This window comes from Bacillus sp. Nf3, assembly GCF_003028545.1.
GTDB lineage: Bacteria > Bacillota > Bacilli > Bacillales > Bacillaceae > Bacillus > Bacillus safensis.
Genome location: NZ_PYUA01000001.1, coordinates 506,907 through 528,432, shown reverse-complemented (window position 1 = coordinate 528,432; position 21,526 = coordinate 506,907). Strand labels below are relative to the sequence as shown.

The window sequence follows — 21,526 nt, the reverse complement described above, 5'->3', positions numbered from 1 at the left end:
TTTTGTATTAAGCAGCTGTTTCAAACCGCTTTCTGTTAATGAAGAAAGAAAGAGTAATAATCAGATAAATGCCCATTGTGACCATTGTTTGGACAATTGGAGTTGTTGACACAACGCCGATGAAAATGGCAATGATCGCAATCACAGAAAACCATGTTGTAAAAGGATACAGCTTCACACGATATCCTCCTGGTTCTGCTACACTTCGAGATTTCAAATGCCCGACAGCAATAATAAACCAGATGAATAAGACCGTATAGCTTAAAGATCCCATTAAATAATTAAAAGTTTGACTGCCTACAAAAAGAGAAATCAATACAGCGGCATACAATGTAGATGTACACACTAGGATTGCTCTAACAGGCACCTGCTGTTTTGATAGCTTTGAAAAGCCCTTCCATACTCGTCCATCCATCGCTTGCGTATAAAGTACCCTTGAGGATGCGTACAGTCCAGAGTTCATAGAAGACAAGATCGCTAGTAAAATGATACCGTTCATGATATCACTTGCGTATGGCACGCCAATTGTTGCAAACACGGTGACGAATGGACTCACTTGCTCATTGTTTACTTGATTCCAAGGAATCAAACTGACGATGATGAAGAACGGCAGTACATAGAAACCAATGATTCGTACAAATGTACTTTGAATGGCCTTTGGGATGACTTTTTCAGGGTTTTTTGTTTCTGCTAATGTGACCCCAATCATTTCAGTCCCGCCATATGAATACACCACAACAAGCATGGCCGCAATTAAGCCGCCCGTTCCATTCGGGAAAAATCCTCCGTGACCGGTTAAGTTGGATAATCCCGGTGCTGCATGCTGTCCGAATGAGACAAACAACATGGTTAACCCAATAATAATAAATAAAATAATAACAGCAATTTTAATAGAGGCTAACCAGTACTCTGTCTCAGCAAACATTTTAACAGAACATACATTGATCAATGTCACAACTAGTGAAATGATTAACACAAGTGTCCAAATCGGCACCTGTGGGAACCAGTACTGAATAAAGATCGCAGACACGATCGCTTCTGCTGCAATGTTCAGCACCCACATTTTCCAGTATATCCAGTCTAAGAAATAAGCCGGATATTTACCTAACACAGGTTCAATTAAATCACGAAACGTTCTTGCGCCAGGTCGTGCAACCGTCATTTCGGCAAGTCCTTGCATAATAAATAATAAAATAAGTCCACCAATCATATATGCCAAAATGACAGCAGGACCTGCGATATCAATAGCAGAGCTGCTTCCTTTAAACAGACCAGCACCAATTGCACCGCCAAGTGCGAGCATCATAATATGCCTTGACGTCATTGTTCGTTTTAACTGCACATGTTCCTTTTCCATTTTCTTTAGCTCCTTTAAATTTGAATCTTCAGACAAATATAAGATAAAAGCATATAAAAAGGCCAGTCATCTCCTTGAAGAGACGACTGACCTTGCAACCGCGTTACCACTCTAATTGATTCAACCATAGCTGAATCCATCTTAAAACCCGTTAACGGAGGTCACACGTAAAGACTTACTATTCATTCAGTCTTACCGCTCTTTGAGCGAGTTCAATGATTCGTTTTACTGCGTTGCACCAACCCGCAGCTCTCTTAAAAAACGGATGTTCATCTACTATTCTCAAGTCAAAGCGTTTATAGTCCATTTGTATATTCATCAAAGATTTTATTTTTTAAATATACTGACTAACCACGCAATTGTCAACATCCTTTTTCAGACATTCTCTTTTAACGAATCCAAACAGCTACTTCATCCATCGGACGGCGCGTTTTGCCGCGCTTCGGCTCGGTCACACGATAACCAAAGGCTGCCATGACAGAAATATCATACTGACCATCCTCAAGCAGCCCTTCTTCATCTAGAATGCGATGAATCTCATCGTAGCTGAATCCCTCGACTGGGCATGAATCAATGCCAATCTGTGCAGCGGCTGTCATCATGTTTCCAAGGGCAATATACGTTTGTTTTGAAGCCCAATCAAAGAGCGTACGTTCATTTTCTAACAAATGAAGATCATTCTCTTGGAATTCTTGGTAGCGTCCCTTCACCATCTCGAACGTTTCGTCTGTCATTCCTTTGATTTGCTTGTTGATGTATTCTGCATATGCTGAATCATAACGGGCGTCTGTTCTTGCCAAGATGATCACAAAATGGCTCGCAGTCGGAAGCTGCTTTTGCGCTCCCCATGTATACTCTTTTAATTTTTCTCTAAATGCTTCATTTTGAACAACGAGGAACTTCCAAGGTTCAAACCCTACAGAGCTTGGGGAAAGTCTTCCTGTTTCTAAAATAAACGCAAAATCATCTTCTGATATTTTTTTCGCTGGATCAAACTCTTTTGTCGCATGGCGGAACTCATACGCCTCAATGATTTCTTTTTTTAATTGCTCTTTGTCTCGCATTGTATTCATCCTTTCTATTAACCAATTAGGGGTTGTGTTTCATCAATCCAATTTCTTTCCATTCACATATAGAAATTGTTATGATAAGAAAACAAACAGCCCGAATGTGTGATGTGATATCTCTATGGTATAAGAAAAGCTTCGAGTGATTCAAGTACGCACATTTTTGTTCGTTAGTTACCATCTTGTTCGTATATCACCAAATTTGCCTTAGAAAGGAGTCTTAAGATGAGTGCACCATCCAATCCAGTCAGTATTGTCAATCATGGCTGTCCCGTTTCAGTGACGACAAGTGTCATCGGAGGGAAATGGAAAGGAGTGATCCTTTATCATTTGACTTGCGGACCAAAACGCTACAATGAATTGCGCCGGCTTCTGCCAAGAATTTCTCAGCGTGTCCTCACACTGCAATTGCGTGAGCTTGAACAAGACGGCGTCGTTCATAGAGAAGTCTATGAGGAGGTCCCCCCTCGTGTCGAATATTCACTCACTTCTCTCGGAAATACCTTAAAGCCTATCATCTTCGCCATGCGTGAATGGGGCGAATCCTATGGGAAAGAAGCGCGCCCAAAAGAAAAAAGCTGCCATCTCTAGCAGCTTTTTTTAAGATGAAATTGCCGTTGGTTCTTGCTGTGGATCATCCTTTACAAACAGGATGCCAAGCTGATGATGCTCCCCTTCGTAAGAAGCACGTTTCTCAAATCTTGTCTGACCATTTAAGCCAATGATCTCGAGCTTTGTCAGAGCACGATTGGTTTGAAGGGCTTCATAAAATTCCGAAACGGTTTTTACCTCAATTCCATTCACTTTTGTAATGACTTCTCCGATCTCAAGCTTTAAATCAGCCGCTGGTGTATTTGGAATAATTCCCAGCACCATCAGCCCTTGATTACGCTTAGAGAAGTAGAACGGGGCAGCATTGTCATTGACCCTCTGCTTCCATGAGAGAAAGGCTCTTCCTATCACCGCAATCAATACAGCTCCCCAAGCAATCGGTTCAAACCAAATACTTGCAGCACCTAATAAGGCGACAGCGAGTCCGAGCATGAGAATACGCCGCGCTGTAATTTGAATACTAACAATTGGCAGTGAGCCTTGAATTCTCTGACCGAATCCAATGATATAAGGAATCAAAATAAATGAAAAGCTTTGATCATGCACTTGAAGCACCGGCCACCATGGCAGAGAAGAAGTGAATTCACCTGCCGGCATCAGCAAAACAAGCGGTAAAAGCCACAGACGGTTTGCCCGCTGCTGACCAATTAAAAGTCCTCTCGCACTCATCACCATAGCAGGCGATGTACGTAAATGCGCCGTTCGATAGGCTAGGATCCCCTCGGTCATTAATAAAAGTCCTAGCAGAATGACAACGGCTGATGCATTCATCATTGAGAGCTGCGGCAGCCAAGAATGACTCACTTGGAAATGCATCAGTCCAAGTGCCGCAATAAAACTGAAACCGAGTGTGTATGCAGACGAAAGCGCACTCGCCTTAAAGAATAAAGAGAAAACGATGGTCATCGCTGCAATCAGCACGATGAATCCAGGGGGGAGGGCAATCCCTAAGCCTACTGAAATGACGGATAGGCATATCCCTAGAATCCATCCCTTTGAATATGTAAATTTAAGTTCATCGTATACATCTTCTATTCTTGTTTGAAACGCTTTTCTCTCCCGCTTTACGCGGATGTAGCCATGCAATAGGCTGATTAATATCATGAAATAAAAAAGAGGATGGATTAAAAACAGACCGACCGCTTTTAATCCGGCTCCCATCCACTCCGAGCTCATTATCGTTCACCGCCCAAGTCAAGCATTTTCTCTTATTCTATCAAATAAATCGATGCTTGACATCAGGTTTATTTCTCCTGATTCATCCAAAGTGTGACATTCGACAGTGAAAAATCTTTTAAGTAGTGATTGACATCTACATCTAGTATGCCGCCGAGCAGCTGCATCGACCTCTTGATGTCGGTTAAGTTTATACCAAGTCTCTTATGATTATCCATTAAATAATTGAAGTATATCTCAGCACAGTCTTCATCGATTTCGTCGACTGATTCTACCGTTGTGTAATTGACCAAGTACCTGCTTAACAGCATGAGCAGACTTAATGCCTTTGTAGCGGAAAACGTCACATCTTTCGAACGACTCTTAAGTTCCTCTACCAACTCGTAATATTTTTTCTCTCTCACAATACTTGCCCTTTTCAATTGTGTACCCCCATTTACTAGTTCTTTTAAGAAAAGCGCAAACCTCGGTACAGCTTAATGCTCAAGCTGAATATCCGCAAAAAATAAAATATTTAAAATGAGTGCTACTTTTTATTGTAAGAATTATTTATGTAACATACAACTTTCAAAAGTTTCATTTTCATGACATGTTTAAATCAACAGAAAGTCTCTTATATACATATGTTATCGGGTAAAATCGAAGGAATGTTATGTTTTTTGTAAAATAAATGAATATATTTCTCGATATAATTTATTTTTAATCATAAATTATTACATGTTCATGACACTTATGAACCAAAAAAAAGAGGCTATTATTCGCCTCTTTATTTTTTAAGATATAGTGCTTTTAGTGCAGTCTGTAATTGAAGGTCATTTTTTTCGTATGATTTCACTTCATCCACCATTTTGTTCATCATTTCCGCTGTTTTCAAATCAATGACACCTGATTTATCGAGATTGTATGTGCTTTGGAAGGCAAGTACGGCCTTTTTCGTTTCTTCATCAAAGTATCCATCTACTCTGCCAGGGTCAAATGACAATCCCTTTAACAGCGTCTGGGCTTGTCTCACTTCCTCATTGTTCATATCAAGCTGAAGCGGTTCTTTTAGCTGAAGCGGACCTGCGGTAAAGTAATCCGGCTGATGAATCGCAATTGTCGGTACGACGCCTTTTTTGTGAATCCAATTGCCTTTTGGCGTGAGCCATTTATACAGCGTTAATTTAATATTACTTCCATCTCCCATCGGAACCGCCTGCTGCACAGTTCCTTTTCCAAAGGAGACATCACCGACAACTTCATACTTTCCGGCTTCTTTCATGGCTCCAGCAAGTATTTCCGAAGCGGAAGCACTGCCTTTATCAATTAAGACATTGACTGGGTAAGGCTTTTGTTCTTTCAGTTTTGAAAAATATCGTTTCCGGTCGCCATTCCGTTCTGCGATTTGAATATAGGGCTGATCCTTCGTAATAAAATGCTTCAAAATATCTTCCACACTTTGCAGATAGCCGCCAGGGTTTCCTCTCACATCCAGTACAAGGCCTTCTATGCCCTTTTTCTCGAGCTGTTTCAGGCTTGACGTGAAATCCTTCGCCGTATCTTCAGAGAAGCTGGAGATCGCAATATAGCCTGTTTTATGCCCATTGACCTCTTTTACAGAAGAAGTCACTGTTTCAAGCGGGATTTCCTCTCGTTTGATATGGAACGTTAGCTCTTTTTCAATCCCATTTCGTTTGATTGTTAAGGCGACAGACGTTCCTTTTTTCCCTCTTATTTTAAGCACAGCATCGTTTAAGCTTTTTTCTTTCATCGGTTCACCGTCAATGCTGATGACTTCATCTTTCGGCTTTAGACCCGCTTTTGCCGCAGGAGATTTTTTAAAGGCGGAGACGATAATGATTTTTCCTTCATCCATCCCCACTTCTGCCCCAATTCCCTCAAAGGAAGAATCAAGCGAATCAGAAAATTGCTTTGCGGTTTGCTTGTCCATGTATACTGAATATGGATCGTTTAACGTCGAAAGCATTCCTTGGATCGCGCCTTCAAGCAGCTTTTGGCGATCCACTTCCTCTACATATTCATTCGAAATAAGGTCATAGGCTTTCTCGATCTTTTCCATCCCATTCTCTTTCGCCTTATCACTTGATTGAGCTTGTCCAGCCATTGCAGCAGCTGCTTGCGGTGACTCCGCATGAGTTCCCTCTTTATGCGTCATCACACCTGCACTTATTAAGAGAACGACACTTGCCATAATAGATGCGATTTGTTTTTTCATATTTGGCCTCCTTCTTCAACTCTTCCTGATGACCTGAGTTATTATATGCCAGAAGAAGGGATTTCATGTAAAAGACATTCTCCCGTGAAGGCTTGACGAATCATTTTATTAGGTGTAATTTTTATTTTGTTATGATTGAGAAGGAGTCTTCGCTATGTATATTATCTTGACGATGCTTTTATTAGGAATTTTATTAGGTTTTGTAGGAGCAGGCGGCGCGGGATTTGTCATCGCATTGCTTACATTAATTTTTGATATCCCTATCCATACAGCACTCGGGACGTCATTAGCCGCTATGGCATTTACGACACTATCAGGTGCATACAGCCACTACAGGGAAGGGAACATTCAGTTGAAATCTGGTTTGATTGTCGGGGCTCTGGCTTGTATTGCTTCTTTTGCTGGGGCTAAGGTCGCTCCTTTTATTCCAGAAGAGAGTCTGCACTATTTAACAGCAGGGATGCTTTTTTTATCGGCTGTTTTTATGATGATCAAACTATTTGTTCTTAATGAAGAGGCTGAGCAGCAGCCGCTTTCTTCACGCCAGCTGATGACAAGAGGCATTATTTTAGGCCTTGTGTCTGGAATGCTGTCAGGCATGTTTGGTATCGGGTCTGCACCATTTATTCAAGTAGGACTTTTGATTTTACTGAAGCTGTCGATTCGGCAAGCTGTTGGTACGACGATGCTTGTCATTATTCCGATTTCCATCGGCGGTGGAATTGGATATATTTCAGAGGGCTATGTTGATTTTATCTTGCTGATCCAAATATTAATCGGAACAGTCTTAGGCGCATTTATCGGCGCGAAATTCACACGCCTTGCACCGAAGCTCTTATTGAAATCAGCTGTTCTGTTAACACCTATTATTGCCGGGTTACTGCTGTTATTTTAATTCTATCTAGACCAAAAAAGCCGATAACGTCATGTTATCGGCTTTTTGATTAGCGGATATATTGCGCTGGATTGACTGCATTTGATTTCGCGCCATTCCATAATCCTTTATGAATTTCAAAATGAAGATGCTGACCATGTGATTGGCCGGTATTTCCCATATAGCCAAGGAATTGTCCTTGTTCAACTCTCTGTCCTGTTGACACACTTCTTGTAGACAGGTGGGCGTATACAGTTTGATATGTCTGTCCATTGATATTGTGCGTAATGAACACAACATTTCCGTAGCTCGATGAGTAGCTTGAGTTTGTGACGGTTCCAGATGCTGCTGCATAGACAGGAACTGTGCCTTTTGCTGCAATATCTAATCCGAAGTGGTTTCCGCCAGAACGTCCGCCAAAGCCAGATGAGAAACGCCCTGCAGCTGGTTTAATAAAGCCTGAGCTGCTTGCTGGTGTATCAGATACTTGATCTGAGCCGCCGCTACGAGGTGCAGGTGCATTTTTTTCAGCTGCTTGTTTTGCTTTCGCCGCTTCTTCCTTTTGACGGTGTGCTTCCTCAGACTTCACAGCCGCTTTTTGGTTCGCAAGAATTTCTTGTTCATTCTCAAGCTTGCCTAGTTCATCATGTGCATGATTTTTTTTATCTGTCACATCACCTAAAATGTGTTCTTTTTCTTTATGCTTCTTAGATAAATCTTTTTTCAGTGCTTCTAGCTCTTTCAGAGATGTTTCAAGTCCACTTAGCTGATTATTTAGCTCTGCTTCTTTTTGCTCCACCAGCTTTAAATCATTTTCATGTTCTGTAATCATGTCTTTGTCTGCTTCGACAATCGTTGTGACAGCCCCAACACGACCGACAAAATCACTAAAGCTGCGAGCACCTAGCAGCACATCTAAATAGTTGATCGTACCGCCACTTTTTTGCATAGAACGAATTCGGTCTTTGAAAATGGCTTTTCTTTTTTCAATTCGCTCATTGATGACTTGAATGTCTTTTTTTAGCTTCTTGATCTCTTGCTTCGTTTTTTTAACTTCTTTCTCTTTTTCAGCGACTTTTTCAGTTGCAGTACTTACCTTTTGGTCAATTTGTTCAATTTCTTTCTTGAGCTTTGATTCTTTCTTTTCAAGCTTTGCCAGCTCTGACTTCTTCTTCTTCAAGTTTGATTCAGTCTTCGATGTTTTCTCTTCGATTTGTTGACGTTTTTGATCTAGGTCTTCGTATGCGAATGCACGATTCTCGTTCCCTGGAATGTATAGCCACGTTGTTCCAATAAACGCTGCCATTCCAGCCATCATCAGCTTTCTTTTCAAAACGATATTCCCCTCCCATGACAACTGTCGACATGAAGAACCGACCGGATGAATCGGATCAACCGGTCACATCTTCTATAGAATCCTCGAGTGCTGCCATCAAAATATATTTATACTTTTAAGAATTTACGGATAGACGTTAAGCTTCCCCATACCCCAATGATTGCACCGATCACTAGCAGGATCAGTGATACTTGATAGACAAACGGGTTGTATGGAAGCATTGAAATAAATGAGCCTTGTACTCTCGGTGCGACCCAGCCCACTGCATATTGATACGTGCCAAGCAATAGAGCAATAGGTACAATGGAACCAAATACACCAAGCAATAATCCTTCAATGAAGAATGGCCAGCGAATAAACCAGTTCGTTGCACCTACCAGCTTCATAATCTCAATTTCTTTACGTCTAGCAAAGATCGTAATTTTGATCGTATTGGAGATTAAGAACATAGCTGTAAATAACAGCCCAATAATGAGCACAATGCCGACATTACGCGCTACTCCGACTACATTAAAGAGTCGGCTGACCTCTTCTTTCCCATAGGTTACTTTATATGTACCCTTTAGGTTTTCTAATTTCTTCGCTACTTTTGGTGTATCGTGAGGATCTGTTGTTTTCACAATGAACGCATCGTTTAATGGATTTTCTTGATCAACAAGTCCCATGGATTGTCCATTTTCTCCGAAGCTTTTAATCAGAGCTTTCAGTTCGTCATCCTTAGATGAGTACTTCACATTACTGATTTCAGGAATCTTTTCAATTTCTGCTTTTAATTCATCCTGCTGCTTTTGATTCGCCGTTAATTCGATTAATACTTTTACTTCTACTTCTTTTTCAGCGTTCGATGCCATGTTATTCAAGTTGAGCATAATCACAAGGAAAACCCCAACTAAAATCAATGTGACAGTAACCGCACTAATTGATGCAAAAGTCATCCACGTGTTTCTTCCTAGTGAACGGAAGCTCTCACGTAAATGCCGCGAGAGAGTTTTAATCATAAATTCCGTACTCCCCTCTTGCTTCGTCACGCACAATCATTCCATCTTCGATTGCGATGACGCGTTTCTTCATGGTGTTTACAATTTCTTTGTTGTGTGTTGCCATAACCACTGTTGTTCCGCGGTTATTAATATCCTCGAGCGTCTTCATGATTTCCCAGGAAGTGTCTGGATCAAGGTTTCCTGTCGGCTCATCTGCAATGACGACCTCAGGGCTATTGACGATCGACCGAGCGATAGATACACGCTGCTGTTCACCGCCGGACAGCTGGTCAGGAAATTGGCGCGCTCTGTGTTTTAGCTGGACCAGATCGAGAACATCAAGCACTTTTTTCTTAATGATATGAGGCTGTTCACCAATCACTTCAAGAGCAAATGCAACATTCTCAAACACAGTAAGAGTTGGAAGCAGTTTGAAATCTTGGAATACTACGCCAATTTCTCTTCTTACGTAAGGAATTTCTTTTTCCTTCATTGAACCTAAATCTTTGTTATTAATTAAGATTTGCCCTTTGGTTGGCTTCTCTTCACGATACATCATTTTGATGAAAGTGGATTTACCAGCACCACTGGGACCAACAACATACACAAACTCTCCTGGATGGATAGAGACATTGATTCCATTGATCGCCTTTACGCCATTAGGATAGATCTTGTAGACTTCCTTCATTTGAATCATGTAATCACCTAATCTTTTCTTATTCGCTGACTAACAGCTTATCATGATGTTTTGACACTTCTCGTCAAAAAACGTTATGTATGGTTACGCACATACCCTTCGATACTTACTAGCAATTTATGTCCTTTTCATCCAAAAAGATGAAAAAATTGAATCGTCTCATTTTCAACAACTCCAATTATACGTCATGAATCGACGCAATGGTATTACATTTATATTTCAAAACTTATAAATAAAAGGTAAATAGAACAATCAAAACCGAAAAACGTGCCTTTATACCCTTATTTTTTAAATAAAATTTAATATAATGCGTTTTCATACTATCCAAAAGTCTTTTTCTACATATAAAAAACAAAAAAACCTTGTCGATTAGACAAAGGTTTTATTTTTTCTCTGCAAGCCATTTTGCTACTTCTTTTGCTTGCTTCTCATCTACCATTCCGCTTGGCATAGAGCCTTTACCGTTTTGCGCAATATCTGCGATTTGGCTTTCATTATATTTCTTCCCTACTTCTTTCAGGCTTGGTCCGCCTCCGCCAGATAGGTCTTTCCCATGACAGCCAATACAGTTTTGCTGATAGATCTCCTCACCACTGCTCACAGATGAAGCACTTTTGCTGCCTTCTTTTTCGCTGCTGCTTGAATTTCCTCCACAAGCCGCGAGAACAAGAAGCATTGCTGCAAATAGCATCGTTAATCCGCTTTTTTTCATCTATTTCCCTCCCTTACAATCATTTGGTCAACGCTATTATATCCTTGTTTATGCCCTTTTAAAACCCTCACCAAGCACCTCTTTTGCATCCATTACAATGACAAATGCTGATGCATCGATTGCTTTCACCACTTGTTTCAACTTTGTGAATTGTGACTGCCCAACGACACACATCAAAATTGGGCGGTCATGATCGGTATACCCTCCGACTGCTGAGATCTTCGTCACACCGCGGTCAATTTGATCAAAAACTGCCTGTCTGACCTCATCTTCATGCCCGGTAATGATCATCGCCATTTTCGAATGACTGAAGCCAGCCTGTACCACATCAATCGTTTTACTCGAAATAAACACACCAATGACCGCGTATAGCCCCTCTTCGATTCCAAAGACCGTCATTGCAGCCAGAACAATCAAACCATCCATCATCGCTAAGCATGTGCCTAGCGTGAGTCCGGTGTACTTATTGATGATTTTGGCAGCGAGTGCCGTTCCACCTGTTGATCCATTCCCAAGGAACACGAGCCCTATACCGATTCCAATGACCACACCGCCAAAAATAGCTGCCAGCAGCGCTTCATGTGTGACAGGTGCAATATGTCTTGTGACAAACACCATGAAAGGTAAAAAAATCGAGCCAACGAGTGTTTTCACTCCAAATGTACCGCCTAATAAATAAAAGCCAGCGATAAACAGCGGAATATTGAGCCCCCATTGCACATACGCTGCTTCAAAGCCGAATGACTGCATAATGGTACTAATTCCGCTCACACCGCCTGCTGCAATCTGATTCGGCAATAATAACGTATTAAATCCAATCGCCACAATGGCAGATCCGATTAAAATGAACAAATAATTTTTCACTTCAATCCAAAATTGTGAATATCCCTGCTTCATGTCTTTCTTCCTCCGTTACTTCTGAATGCACACCTATTTTAAGCCCTCTTAAAACGATTGTAAATAACAGCCAAATGCAGTGCTAATGGATTAACACTTTATCACACAGACGGATCAGCGTACTTGCCAGTTGGCATAGGAGTAAATGATGGTATATTTAATATGTACATGAGAAAGAAGGGGCATGCGATGAAGAAAATACTGAAGATAACAGGTATGACATTACTTGCACTGATCATCTTAGCTTTTGGTGCTTTCTATATATGGAGCCGCTTTACATACGGACCATCAGAAGCATTAAAAAAACAGGTGAACATGGAGCGAGTGGAACATAAAAACGATGTTTATACTTTTGAAGCATCAAAAAGTGATACTGGCATCATTCTCTATCCTGGGGCAAAGGTGGAACCACTTGCGTATGCCTATATTGGGGATACGCTGATGAAAAAAGGCTACTCTGTCTTTATCCCTGACATGCCATTTTCCTTTGCGATCTTCAATCCAAACAAAGCGCAGGACATCATCAAAGATCATCAAACGATCAAACACTGGTATATTGGCGGACATTCACTTGGCGGGGCAGCTGCCGCTATGTTTGCAGAAAAAAATCAGAGCAAGCTAGATGGACTCTTTTTCCTAGCATCTTATCCAGCATCAGATGACCTGAAACAATCGTCACTAAAAGTCCTCTCTATTTCAGGTGAAAAGGATGGGCTGGCAACACAAGAGAAAATCAAAAAATCGAAAGCAAATCTGCCGTCTCAAACCGTTTATCATGAAATAAAAGGCGGGAATCATGCGCAATTTGGCATGTATGGCAAACAAAAAGGAGATCAGCCGGCGGACATTCCAGCCCTGTCTCAGCAAAATGATCTCATTCAGACAATGCTGGATTGGCTGAAGCCAGCAAAAAAGCTCCCATAACGGGAGCTTTTCACTTTTATTTTTTCGTCACTTCTAAAAATTCTTCAGCATCTGCTACAGCCAAACGAATGGCTTCTTCCCAAAATGCTTTTTGAGTAAGGTCAACGCCTAGATGCTTTTTAGCTAAATCTTCTACTGTCATTGAAGCAGTATCTTTTAATAATGCAATGTATTTCTCTTCAAACGATGTACCAGCCTGCAATGCTTTTGCATAAATTCCTAACGAGAACATGTATCCAAAGGTGTATGGGAAATTATAAAATGGAACATTCGTGATATGGAAATGCAGCTTAGACGCCCAGAAATGAGGATGGTATTCATCTAATGAGTCACCAAACGCTTCCTTCTGCGCTTCGACCATCAATTCATTCAATCGGTCAGCCGGCACTTCTCCTTGTTTACGCTCTTCATAAAATCGCTGTTCAAATAAGAAACGAGATTGAATGTTCATGAAGAATGCTACACTGCGCTGCAGCTTATCCTCTAACAAGCTGAGACGCTCCTCTTCATTTGCCGCTTCTTTTAATGAAGCATCAGCTACAATCATTTCTGCGAAGGTGGACGCTGTTTCAGCTACATTCATTGCGTATTTGCGATTCAGAATGCGAACATCCTGCATCACGTCCTGATGGAATGAATGACCAAGCTCATGCGCTAGTGTCGCCACATTGGATGGACTTCCTGAGAAGGTCATAAAAATGCGTGATTCTCCGCTGTCAGGGAAATTTGTACAAAAGCCGCCTACCCGTTTGTTTGGACGGTCCTCAGCTTCTACCCAGCGTTCGTTAAAGGCTTTTTCTGTAAAAGCAGCGAGCTCTTCTCCAAATCCAGCGAAATGTTTCACAATAAAAGCAGCTGCTTCTTGATAAGGATAGATTTTGGTCTCATTGCCGATAGGAGCCCCAACATCGAACCAGCTCAGCTTATCCACTCCAAGCATCTCAGCTTTTCGGTGTAAATAATCAATGAATGGCTGCTTATGTTCATCAATCACAGACCACATTGTATCAAGGGTTTCTTGTTTCATACGGCAAATTTCAAGCGGCTCTTTTAAAATGTGATCCCAGCCTCTTGCTTCATACACTTGCAAACGAAAACCAGCTAGGTGGTTGAGCGTACTTGCAAATAAATGTTCATCCTGCGTCCATGCATGCTCTAGATTGTGGTAAACGGCTTTTCTGACTTCACGATCTGAATTATCCATAGCATTTTCCGCTTGGCCTACAGAGATCATCTGCGTTTCACCATGCTGTTCAAACGGAATGGTAATTTTATTCACTAAGCTGGAATAAAGCTCATCCCACGCATGGTAACCATCTACAGCCAGCTTTTGAATCAGTGTTTCTTGTTCAACAGGTAATTGATCTTTCACACGGTCTCTTCGCTCATTTAATATGTAGCGGACATCTGAAAAGGCTGCTGAATTCATCAGTTCTTCCCACTTGGTTGCAGGAATAGCAGCAAGCGCTTGATCAAACAGTGCAAGGATGGTTCCTAAATCCGCTTCTAGCTTGGCAATCGTACCTCGAAGGCTGCCTGCTTTCATATCCTTCGTATTTTGAGCTTGGAGGCAGGATACATATGAACCTGCTTGAGACAATTTTTTATATGTAGTTTCATACGTGTCAAGGACAGACGTTAATTTGCTTTCAATGTGTGTATCTTCTTTTGAAAAGGCATCCACCTTTTGTCGTAATTCATCTAATAGCTGCTGAATGGTTTGCAGGTATGTCTTAAATTCTGGTGAAGAACTGCCTCCTTTAAAAAAGGCATCTAAATCCCACGTTTCTTGCAATGGTGTTAATCCCAAAATATTTCCCCCTTTATTTACTAATTTCATCATACAAAGGATATAGAATCAGTATGTCGTATGTATTCCTTTATATTCATTATATTTTCTCACAATTAAAAAAACCCGGCAAGAAGCCGAGTTTTTATGATAATTTCGAACGTAGGTAAGCATCGATAAATGAATCTAAATCTCCATCCATCACCGCTTGAACATTTCCCATCTCCGTATTGGTTCGATGGTCTTTCACAAGAGAATAAGGGTGGAATACATAAGAGCGAATCTGGCTTCCCCAGCCAATTTCTTTTTGCTCTCCTCTGATTTCATCCAATTCTGCCTGCTGTTCTTCGATCCGTTTTTGATAAAGTTTCGATTTCAGCATTTTCATCGCACGTTCTCTGTTTTTGATTTGTGATCTTTCTGTTTGGCACGTCACGACGACATTGGTTGGAATGTGTGTGATACGAACAGCAGAGTCCGTCGTATTGACGTGCTGACCGCCAGCTCCACTTGCACGATACGTATCCACCTTGATATCCTCTGTGCGAATATCAATATCAATTTCTTCATTGAATTCCGGCATAACATCACATGAAACGAAGGATGTATGTCTACGGCCAGATGAATCAAAAGGAGAAATACGGACCAAACGATGGACACCTTTTTCAGCTTTTAAGTAACCGTAAGCGTTATGCCCTTTGATGAGCAAAGTCACAGACTTAATTCCTGCCTCATCACCTGGAAGGTAATCAAGCGTTTCGACCTTAAAGCCTCTGCGCTCTGCCCAGCGAGTGTACATTCTCAGAAGCATAGAACCCCAGTCCTGTGATTCGGTACCACCAGCACCTGGGTGAAGCTCCAGAATGGCATTGTTTTTATCATAAGGTTCGCTTAAGAGAAGCTGCAGCTCAAATTCGTTAAATTGCTTCGTTAAGTTCTTCAGCTCTTTTTCAAGCTCTGCATGAAGCTCCTCGTCATAATCTTCCTTTAATAAGTCATGCGTCATTTGCAGCTCTTCATGCGATTCACTGAGCTCATGATAGGAATTCACAGAATCCTTCAGTGCATTGGCTTCATTGATAACGCCTTGAGCCTTTTGCTGATCATTCCAAAAATCAGCCTCTGACATCGTCGCTTCAAGCTCTGCGATTTTGGCTTCTTTTGTTTCTAAGTCAAAGAGACCCCCTAAAATCAGCTAGCCTGCTAGCCATATTTTCAAGCTCTTGTCTAATTTCTACTAATTCCATATCCTTCACCTCATAGATGTATGGGGGCTGACATGAATAGAAAGAGGTTTTCACCTCTTTCCATTAATTATTCTGTCTTCCCATGACAATTTTTATATTTCTTGCCGCTTCCGCAGTGACATGGAGAGTTTCGTCCAATGTCTACGACTTTACGTACCGGCTTTTTCTTCACTGTCTTCTCCTCATCGCCCTCTTGTGGCTGATGAGCCGTTGTTTGACCTTGAACCACTTCTTCACGTTCTAGGTTGTTTTGGATTTCTGATTTCAAGACATACTTGGCCACATCATCTTCAATTGAAGCAACCATATGCTCAAACATCGCAAATCCTTCCATTTGGTATTCACGTAGCGGATTCGTTTGTGCATACGCACGTAAATGAATACCTTGACGCAGCTGATCCATTGCATCGATATGGTCCATCCACTTCGAATCCACCGCACGAAGAACGATGACTTTTTCAAATTCACGCATTTGTTCTTCGCCAAATGTTTCTTCTTTTGCATCGTATTTTTCTTTAATACGATCCATGATGAAAGTTGTGATTTCATCTGCTTCTTTACCGAAGATATCTTTGACCGTGATGGCACCTTCGTCTAAATAGTTCGTGTTGATTAATTCAACAAGACCATCTAGTTTCCATTCTTCAGGCAGCTCTTCTTTTGGCGTATAAGATCCCACAGCACGCTCAATTGAAGATTGGATCATATTGATGACAATTGATTTTAAGTTGTCGGAATCGATGACTTCAAAACGCTGTTTGTAGATCACTTCACGCTGTTGACGAAGCACATCGTCATATTGCAGAAGCTGCTTACGGGAATCAAAGTTGTTCCCCTCTACACGTTTTTGAGATGATTCAACGGCTTTAGACACCATTTTACTTTGGATTGGTGTAGAGTCATCCATGCCAAAGCGGTCAAGCATCGCCATCGTTCGCTCTGCACCAAATCGGCGCATCAATTCATCTTCCATGGATAGATAGAATTGGGTAATCCCTGGGTCTCCTTGACGTCCAGAACGTCCGCGAAGCTGGTTATCAATACGACGGGATTCATGACGCTCTGTCCCGATAACAGCCAGACCTCCAAGTTCTTTTACACCTTCTCCAAGCTTGATGTCAGTACCACGTCCTGCCATGTTTGTCGCAATGGTCACAGCACCTTTTTGACCAGCCTCTTCAATAATTTGTGCTTCACGCTCATGGTTTTTCGCGTTTAACACTTGATGAGGAATGCCTTTATTTTTAAGCAGCTTAGAAATAAGCTCAGATGTCTCAACTGCTACTGTTCCGACAAGAACTGGCTGTCCTGTCATATAGCGCTGCGCAACATCTTCAGCCACTGCTTTAAATTTACCATCCATTGTGCGGTAAATTAAATCAGGTCTGTCATCACGAACTACTGGTTGATTGGTCGGGATTGACACAACCTGCATGTTGTAAATGTTACGGAATTCTTCTTCTTCCGTTTTTGCTGTACCAGTCATACCAGATAACTTTTCATACATACGGAAGTAGTTCTGGAACGTAATTGTTGCTAGTGTCATGCTTTCGTTCTGCACTTCAAGACCTTCTTTTGCTTCGATGGCTTGATGCAGACCTTCACTATAACGGCGTCCTTTCATTAAACGTCCTGTGAAGGAGTCAACGATGACTACTTGGCCTTCTTCTACCACATAATCCACGTCTTTTTGCATCGCAACATGTGCTTTCAGCGCCTGAGCGATGTGATGGTTGAGCGCGACATATTTGACATCAAACAGGTTCTCAATACCGAAAGCTTTTTCCGCCTTCGTCATTCCGCTTTCAGTCAGCTGCACACTTTTTGTTTTAATATCATACGTGAAATCATCTTCGATTTTTAATGTACGGACAAATGCATTGGCTTGTACGTAAAGCTTTGTTGATTTCGCAGCTTGTCCAGAAATAATAAGAGGTGTTCTCGCTTCATCAATTAAAATGGAGTCAACCTCATCGATCACAGCATAATGAAGTGGTCTCTGAACCATCTGCTCTTTGTAAAGCACCATGTTATCTCGTAAATAGTCAAAGCCGAGTTCATTGTTTGTTGAATACGTGATATCAGCGGCGTACGCTTCTCTTTTTTCATCTTTGTCTAAGCTGTTTAAGTTTAAGCCGACCGTTAAACCAAGAAATTCAAAAATTTTGCCCATTTCCTGCGCATCACGGCTTGCCAAATATTCGTTGACTGTCACGATGTGGACGCCTTTTCCAGAAAGAGCATTTAAATAAACAGGCATTGTTGATGTCAATGTTTTCCCTTCACCTGTTTTCATTTCAGCGATGTTGCCTTCGTGAAGTGCGATCCCCCCCATGAGCTGCACCTTAAATGGGAACATTCCTGTTACGCGGCGGGAAGCCTCGCGAACCGTAGCAAATGCTTCAACCAACAGGTCATCCACGGATTGTCCTTTTTCAAGTTTTTCTTTAAATTCAATCGTTTTATTTCGTAAAGCCTCGTCAGATAATTTTTCAAAATCTTGAGCGAGAGCTTCGATTTCATTTGCCTTTTTTTCATATCGGCTGATCGTACGTTTCGTAGGATCAAACACTTTGTTTAAGATTCCAAGCATATAATAACGCTCCTCTATTTCATGCAATTTTTCGGCATGTCCAAAAGTTTGACAGGTCCATATTTACCTGCATTTATCATACCATACCTTCTTTCATTTCCAAAGAATTTGCCATAATTTCGCACAAAAAACCCGCCCCTTATGAAAGGAACGGGTTTACTTTATTTAGGTTGTTTTTGAATCAGCATCAACTGATATTTAAGCGTTTGGCTCAATGAGTCCATATTTACCGTCATTTCGGCGATAAACCACATTGGTCAAATTTGTCTCAGCATTTGTGAAAACGAAGAAACTATGACCTAACATGTTCATTTGGAGAATGGCCTCTTCGCTATCCATCGGCTTTAAGTTGAAACGTTTTTGTCTGACGATTTCTGTTTCATCAATCTCTTCGTCATCTTGAACCGCTACTTCAGCCGTACCATTTCCTCCAGCAAATAAGTGCTTTTTGGCACCTTGCTCGCGGAATTTACGGTTTACTTTTGTTTTGTGCTTTCTAATTTGACGTTCTAATTTACTGGCTGCTAGGTCTACTGCATTGTACATATCCTCATTATGCACCTCAGCTCGAAGTGCTAGATCAGTCATTGGAATGGTAACCTCAACTTTAGATTCTTGATCGTTGTAAAACTTCAAGTTCACGTTGACTGAAGCATCAACATCTGTCTCAAAATAACGCTCCAGCTTTCCAATTTTTTTCTCGACATGATCTCTTAGTGCAGGTGTTACGTCGATGTTTTCTCCTCTGACATTGTAATTCATGTAAAGAACGCCTCCTTTAAAATTAAGGATATGTAAACCTATTTCTACTTTTCCCTCCTTTTCTCCTGCTCAAACGTAAAAAAAATGTGAATATTTATTGAAATTTGTCGAATTTTGCGGTGCTTCAACTGTTTCTTGATAGGTGATGAATATATATTCGGCTGATTCTTGAAAAAGACCAGCGCACATTAAATGGTAAAAGATGAAATCGATGTTTTCAGCGATTGAGACAAGGATTTTAAATCCTCCGCAGCGGCTTTCATCTCTTCATTGGCCGCTAATGATTCTTCAACAGCAGCAGACATATACTCCGTCTCTTCTGAGTTTCGTTTCGCACCTTCTTCAATGACACCAACCGTTTGAGAAATTTCCTCTGTACTAGCAGAAATCTGTTCTGCAGTGGCTGACAGCTCTTCGGCTTTCATTGAAATATCACGAATAGATTCCAGGATTTCATGGAAGCTCTGTTCAGATAATTGTGATACTTTTACACCCTCTGCTACATCCCGTTCAACCTTCGTCATCGATTGCGATGACCTTTCTGTATCTTTGTTCACGTTCTCGAGTAATTGACTAATTTGATCTGTCAGCTGACTAGATTCTTCTGCCAGCTTCCTCACTTCATCTGCTACAACTGCAAAACCTCTTCCATGTTCTCCCGCTCTTGCTGCTTCTATAGCTGCGTTTAAAGCAAGTAAATTCGTCTGGTCAGCAATGGCATGGATATGACCTAACAGACCTTGAATGCCTGTAAACTGCGCTTGTACATTGGCCATTGTGGAATGGTGTTCATTCACAGACTCTTTAATAGAACTCATTTGTTTCACAAATTGTTGAATAAGAGCGGCACCCTCTTCAGCCTTTTCAGTCACTGAAATTGAGTGACCCGAAACATCGGACGTGTGTACAGCTGCATTTTGCATGCCAGTCGATACTTCTTGAATGGCAGAGGCGACTTTTCCGACCGCATCTGATTGTTCACGTGAAGCTTCACTGACCTGTTCGATCGAGCTAGATGTCTGCTCACTAGCCGATATCGTTTGACTGATGGTTTCCTCAAATTGAGCAGCAGAATCAGCAAGCTGTCTTGATCCGCTTTGCACCTGCAAAATAAGCTGACGCAAATGAGCCGTCATTTGATTAAAGGCTGTGCCGAGCTGACCAATCTCATTTTTAGAGGTCACTTCAATCTCTTCAAGGGTCAGGTCACCATCTGCCATCCTTCTTGCGGCATTTGTGACAGAAACAATTGGTTTTGTCATGCGATGAACGAATCTGACACCAATCACCAGAAAGCCAACAATAATCGCAGCACTGACCAAAATGAGTGTAAGCAATAATTGATTACTATCTTGATTAAGCTGATTGATTTTTTGATCACGTTGTTTTAGCTGGTTTTGAGCGAATTCTTTTGTAAAGGTATGTATTTCTTGTTCGATAGGTTGTAATTCTTGAGTGAGGCGGGTGTTGAATTCTTTTTGATTTTGCATATTTAATGAATTAAATAATCGATTCGTTGAGGTGTAGTAGAGATAATTTTTTTCTGAGATTTGATCTAATAGATTTTTTGCTTGTTTGACCGTACTTAATTTCGAAGCTTCTGTTGTTTTCTTATTAATATCTTCATATGTTTGCTCAATTTTCTGCAAATTTTCTGCATCTTGGACGACGACATATGTTTTAATCTGTGCTTCCTGCTTTTGCAGAAGCGCCTCTAATTCCAGCGAGGTCTGATAAAGCTTCACTTCCTTGCTTAATAACGCTTTATAGGATTGATCTGTTTTGTAATAGAGAAAGCTTGAGAATCCTAACATACTGACAAACAATACACATATGACAATAAGCCCAAATAAAAATTGATTTTTTAGTCTCATAATTTCCTCCGAATGGTCTGAATTGGACAAAAATTAATGAATGACATACGGCCTCATACAGGCATGTATTTCATCCATCCACTTTCTATATTCAGGTATAAAATATGATTTCAGGAATGATTGGAAGTGATTTGAAGGGAATGTATAGAAAGCTAGTATATCAAAACTTAAAAATATTTGATCAAACGAACGAATCGTTTTGGCAAAGTGTTCATTTTCTATAATTGAAAGCAGAAGGGGGTGTGTTGTGTCTAAATGAAAGAAGGCATGGATCAGATCATTAAAGATCCGATCCCCTTCTGTTTTGTCAAAATCCTTCTCAATTTCATCTAAATATTTTAGACTCTCTTCTATCGTGTATAGAAGTTCATAATATGTGGTTAATAAAATATAGTCATTTGAACGATACGCCAC

At 41.0% G+C, this 21,526-nt stretch carries 19 protein-coding genes and 1 other annotated feature; of the genes, 3 read left to right on the top strand and 16 right to left on the bottom strand.

The window, feature by feature from the left end; genetic code table 11:
- Positions 1-7: 7 nt before the first annotated feature.
- Entirely contained in the window at positions 8-1,357 is a 1,350-nt protein-coding gene (locus tag C9414_RS02600) for an amino acid permease (RefSeq protein WP_047201859.1), read from the bottom strand.
- Between the two features lie 75 nt (positions 1,358-1,432).
- Positions 1,433-1,657: a binding site (T-box leader), on the bottom strand.
- Between the two features lie 89 nt (positions 1,658-1,746).
- Positions 1,747-2,421, bottom strand: coding sequence for an NAD(P)H-dependent oxidoreductase (locus tag C9414_RS02595; protein WP_039181741.1), 675 nt, complete (start codon positions 2,419-2,421; stop codon positions 1,747-1,749).
- Positions 2,422-2,649: 228 nt separating this feature from the next.
- On the opposite strand from C9414_RS02595, the gene C9414_RS02590 reads away from it, so the two are divergent.
- On the top strand, positions 2,650-3,015 hold the full coding sequence (locus C9414_RS02590; RefSeq protein ID WP_024423595.1) for a winged helix-turn-helix transcriptional regulator: 366 nt from the start codon (positions 2,650-2,652) through the stop codon (positions 3,013-3,015).
- 9 nt (positions 3,016-3,024) lie between these two features.
- Here the strand turns inward: C9414_RS02590 and C9414_RS02585 are convergent, their stop codons facing one another.
- From C9414_RS02585 to ctpB, 3 genes are all read right to left on the bottom strand, one after another.
- Positions 3,025-4,212, bottom strand: a complete 1,188-nt coding sequence (locus C9414_RS02585; RefSeq protein ID WP_024426241.1) for a PDZ domain-containing protein — start codon at positions 4,210-4,212, stop codon at positions 3,025-3,027.
- Positions 4,213-4,280: 68 nt separating this feature from the next.
- Positions 4,281-4,634: a swarming motility protein SwrAA gene (locus C9414_RS02580; protein WP_003212923.1), complete on the bottom strand. Its 354-nt coding sequence runs from the start codon at positions 4,632-4,634 to the stop codon at positions 4,281-4,283.
- Between the two features lie 344 nt (positions 4,635-4,978).
- Positions 4,979-6,427, bottom strand: a complete 1,449-nt coding sequence (gene ctpB, locus C9414_RS02575; RefSeq protein ID WP_039181746.1) for a carboxy-terminal processing protease CtpB — start codon at positions 6,425-6,427, stop codon at positions 4,979-4,981.
- A gap of 154 nt (positions 6,428-6,581) precedes the next feature.
- On the opposite strand from ctpB, the gene C9414_RS02570 reads away from it, so the two are divergent.
- Positions 6,582-7,322: a sulfite exporter TauE/SafE family protein gene (locus C9414_RS02570; RefSeq protein ID WP_024423598.1), complete on the top strand. Its 741-nt coding sequence runs from the start codon at positions 6,582-6,584 to the stop codon at positions 7,320-7,322.
- Positions 7,323-7,371: 49 nt separating this feature from the next.
- Here the strand turns inward: C9414_RS02570 and C9414_RS02565 are convergent, their stop codons facing one another.
- The 5 genes from C9414_RS02565 to C9414_RS02545 form a co-directional block, all read right to left on the bottom strand.
- Complete coding sequence (locus C9414_RS02565; protein WP_073978925.1) at positions 7,372-8,634, bottom strand: murein hydrolase activator EnvC family protein; 1,263 nt, start codon at positions 8,632-8,634, stop codon at positions 7,372-7,374.
- Between the two features lie 110 nt (positions 8,635-8,744).
- On the bottom strand, positions 8,745-9,635 hold the full coding sequence (gene ftsX, locus C9414_RS02560) for a permease-like cell division protein FtsX (protein WP_047201863.1): 891 nt from the start codon (positions 9,633-9,635) through the stop codon (positions 8,745-8,747).
- Positions 9,628-10,314, bottom strand: coding sequence for a cell division ATP-binding protein FtsE (gene ftsE, locus C9414_RS02555; protein WP_047201864.1), 687 nt, complete (start codon positions 10,312-10,314; stop codon positions 9,628-9,630). The genes ftsX and ftsE overlap by 8 nt, the downstream gene beginning before the upstream one ends.
- Positions 10,315-10,696: 382 nt before the next feature.
- On the bottom strand, positions 10,697-11,026 hold the full coding sequence (gene cccB / locus C9414_RS02550; protein ID WP_058837547.1) for a cytochrome c551: 330 nt from the start codon (positions 11,024-11,026) through the stop codon (positions 10,697-10,699).
- Positions 11,027-11,074: 48 nt separating this feature from the next.
- Positions 11,075-11,923, bottom strand: a complete 849-nt coding sequence (locus C9414_RS02545) for a YitT family protein (RefSeq protein WP_047201865.1) — start codon at positions 11,921-11,923, stop codon at positions 11,075-11,077.
- Between the two features lie 189 nt (positions 11,924-12,112).
- On the opposite strand from C9414_RS02545, the gene C9414_RS02540 reads away from it, so the two are divergent.
- Positions 12,113-12,847, top strand: coding sequence for an alpha/beta family hydrolase (locus C9414_RS02540; RefSeq protein ID WP_107163004.1), 735 nt, complete (start codon positions 12,113-12,115; stop codon positions 12,845-12,847).
- A 16-nt stretch (positions 12,848-12,863) separates the two neighbouring features.
- On the opposite strand, the gene C9414_RS02535 is transcribed toward C9414_RS02540, so the two are convergent.
- The 6 genes from C9414_RS02535 to C9414_RS02510 form a co-directional block, all read right to left on the bottom strand.
- Positions 12,864-14,657 (bottom strand): M3 family oligoendopeptidase, encoded by a 1,794-nt coding sequence (locus C9414_RS02535; protein ID WP_107163003.1) that lies wholly within the window; start codon positions 14,655-14,657, stop codon positions 12,864-12,866.
- Between the two features lie 124 nt (positions 14,658-14,781).
- Positions 14,782-15,883 (bottom strand): peptide chain release factor 2 gene (gene prfB, locus C9414_RS02530; RefSeq protein ID WP_098677688.1). Its coding sequence is split into 2 segments (ribosomal slippage): positions 14,782-15,810 and positions 15,812-15,883, totalling 1,101 coding nucleotides; the frame shifts between segments, so codons are not numbered across the junction.
- 67 nt (positions 15,884-15,950) lie between these two features.
- Complete coding sequence (gene secA / locus C9414_RS02525; protein WP_107163002.1) at positions 15,951-18,476, bottom strand: preprotein translocase subunit SecA; 2,526 nt, start codon at positions 18,474-18,476, stop codon at positions 15,951-15,953.
- Positions 18,477-18,674: 198 nt separating this feature from the next.
- The gene (gene hpf, locus C9414_RS02520; protein WP_024423608.1) at positions 18,675-19,238 is read right to left on the bottom strand and encodes a ribosome hibernation-promoting factor, HPF/YfiA family; all 564 of its coding nucleotides are present in this window, start codon (positions 19,236-19,238) and stop codon (positions 18,675-18,677) included.
- 188 nt (positions 19,239-19,426) lie between these two features.
- On the bottom strand, positions 19,427-21,112 hold the full coding sequence (locus C9414_RS02515; RefSeq protein WP_047201869.1) for a methyl-accepting chemotaxis protein: 1,686 nt from the start codon (positions 21,110-21,112) through the stop codon (positions 19,427-19,429).
- 33 nt (positions 21,113-21,145) lie between these two features.
- Positions 21,146-21,526 (bottom strand): DUF8042 domain-containing protein, encoded by a 381-nt coding sequence (locus C9414_RS02510; RefSeq protein ID WP_039181775.1) that lies wholly within the window; start codon positions 21,524-21,526, stop codon positions 21,146-21,148.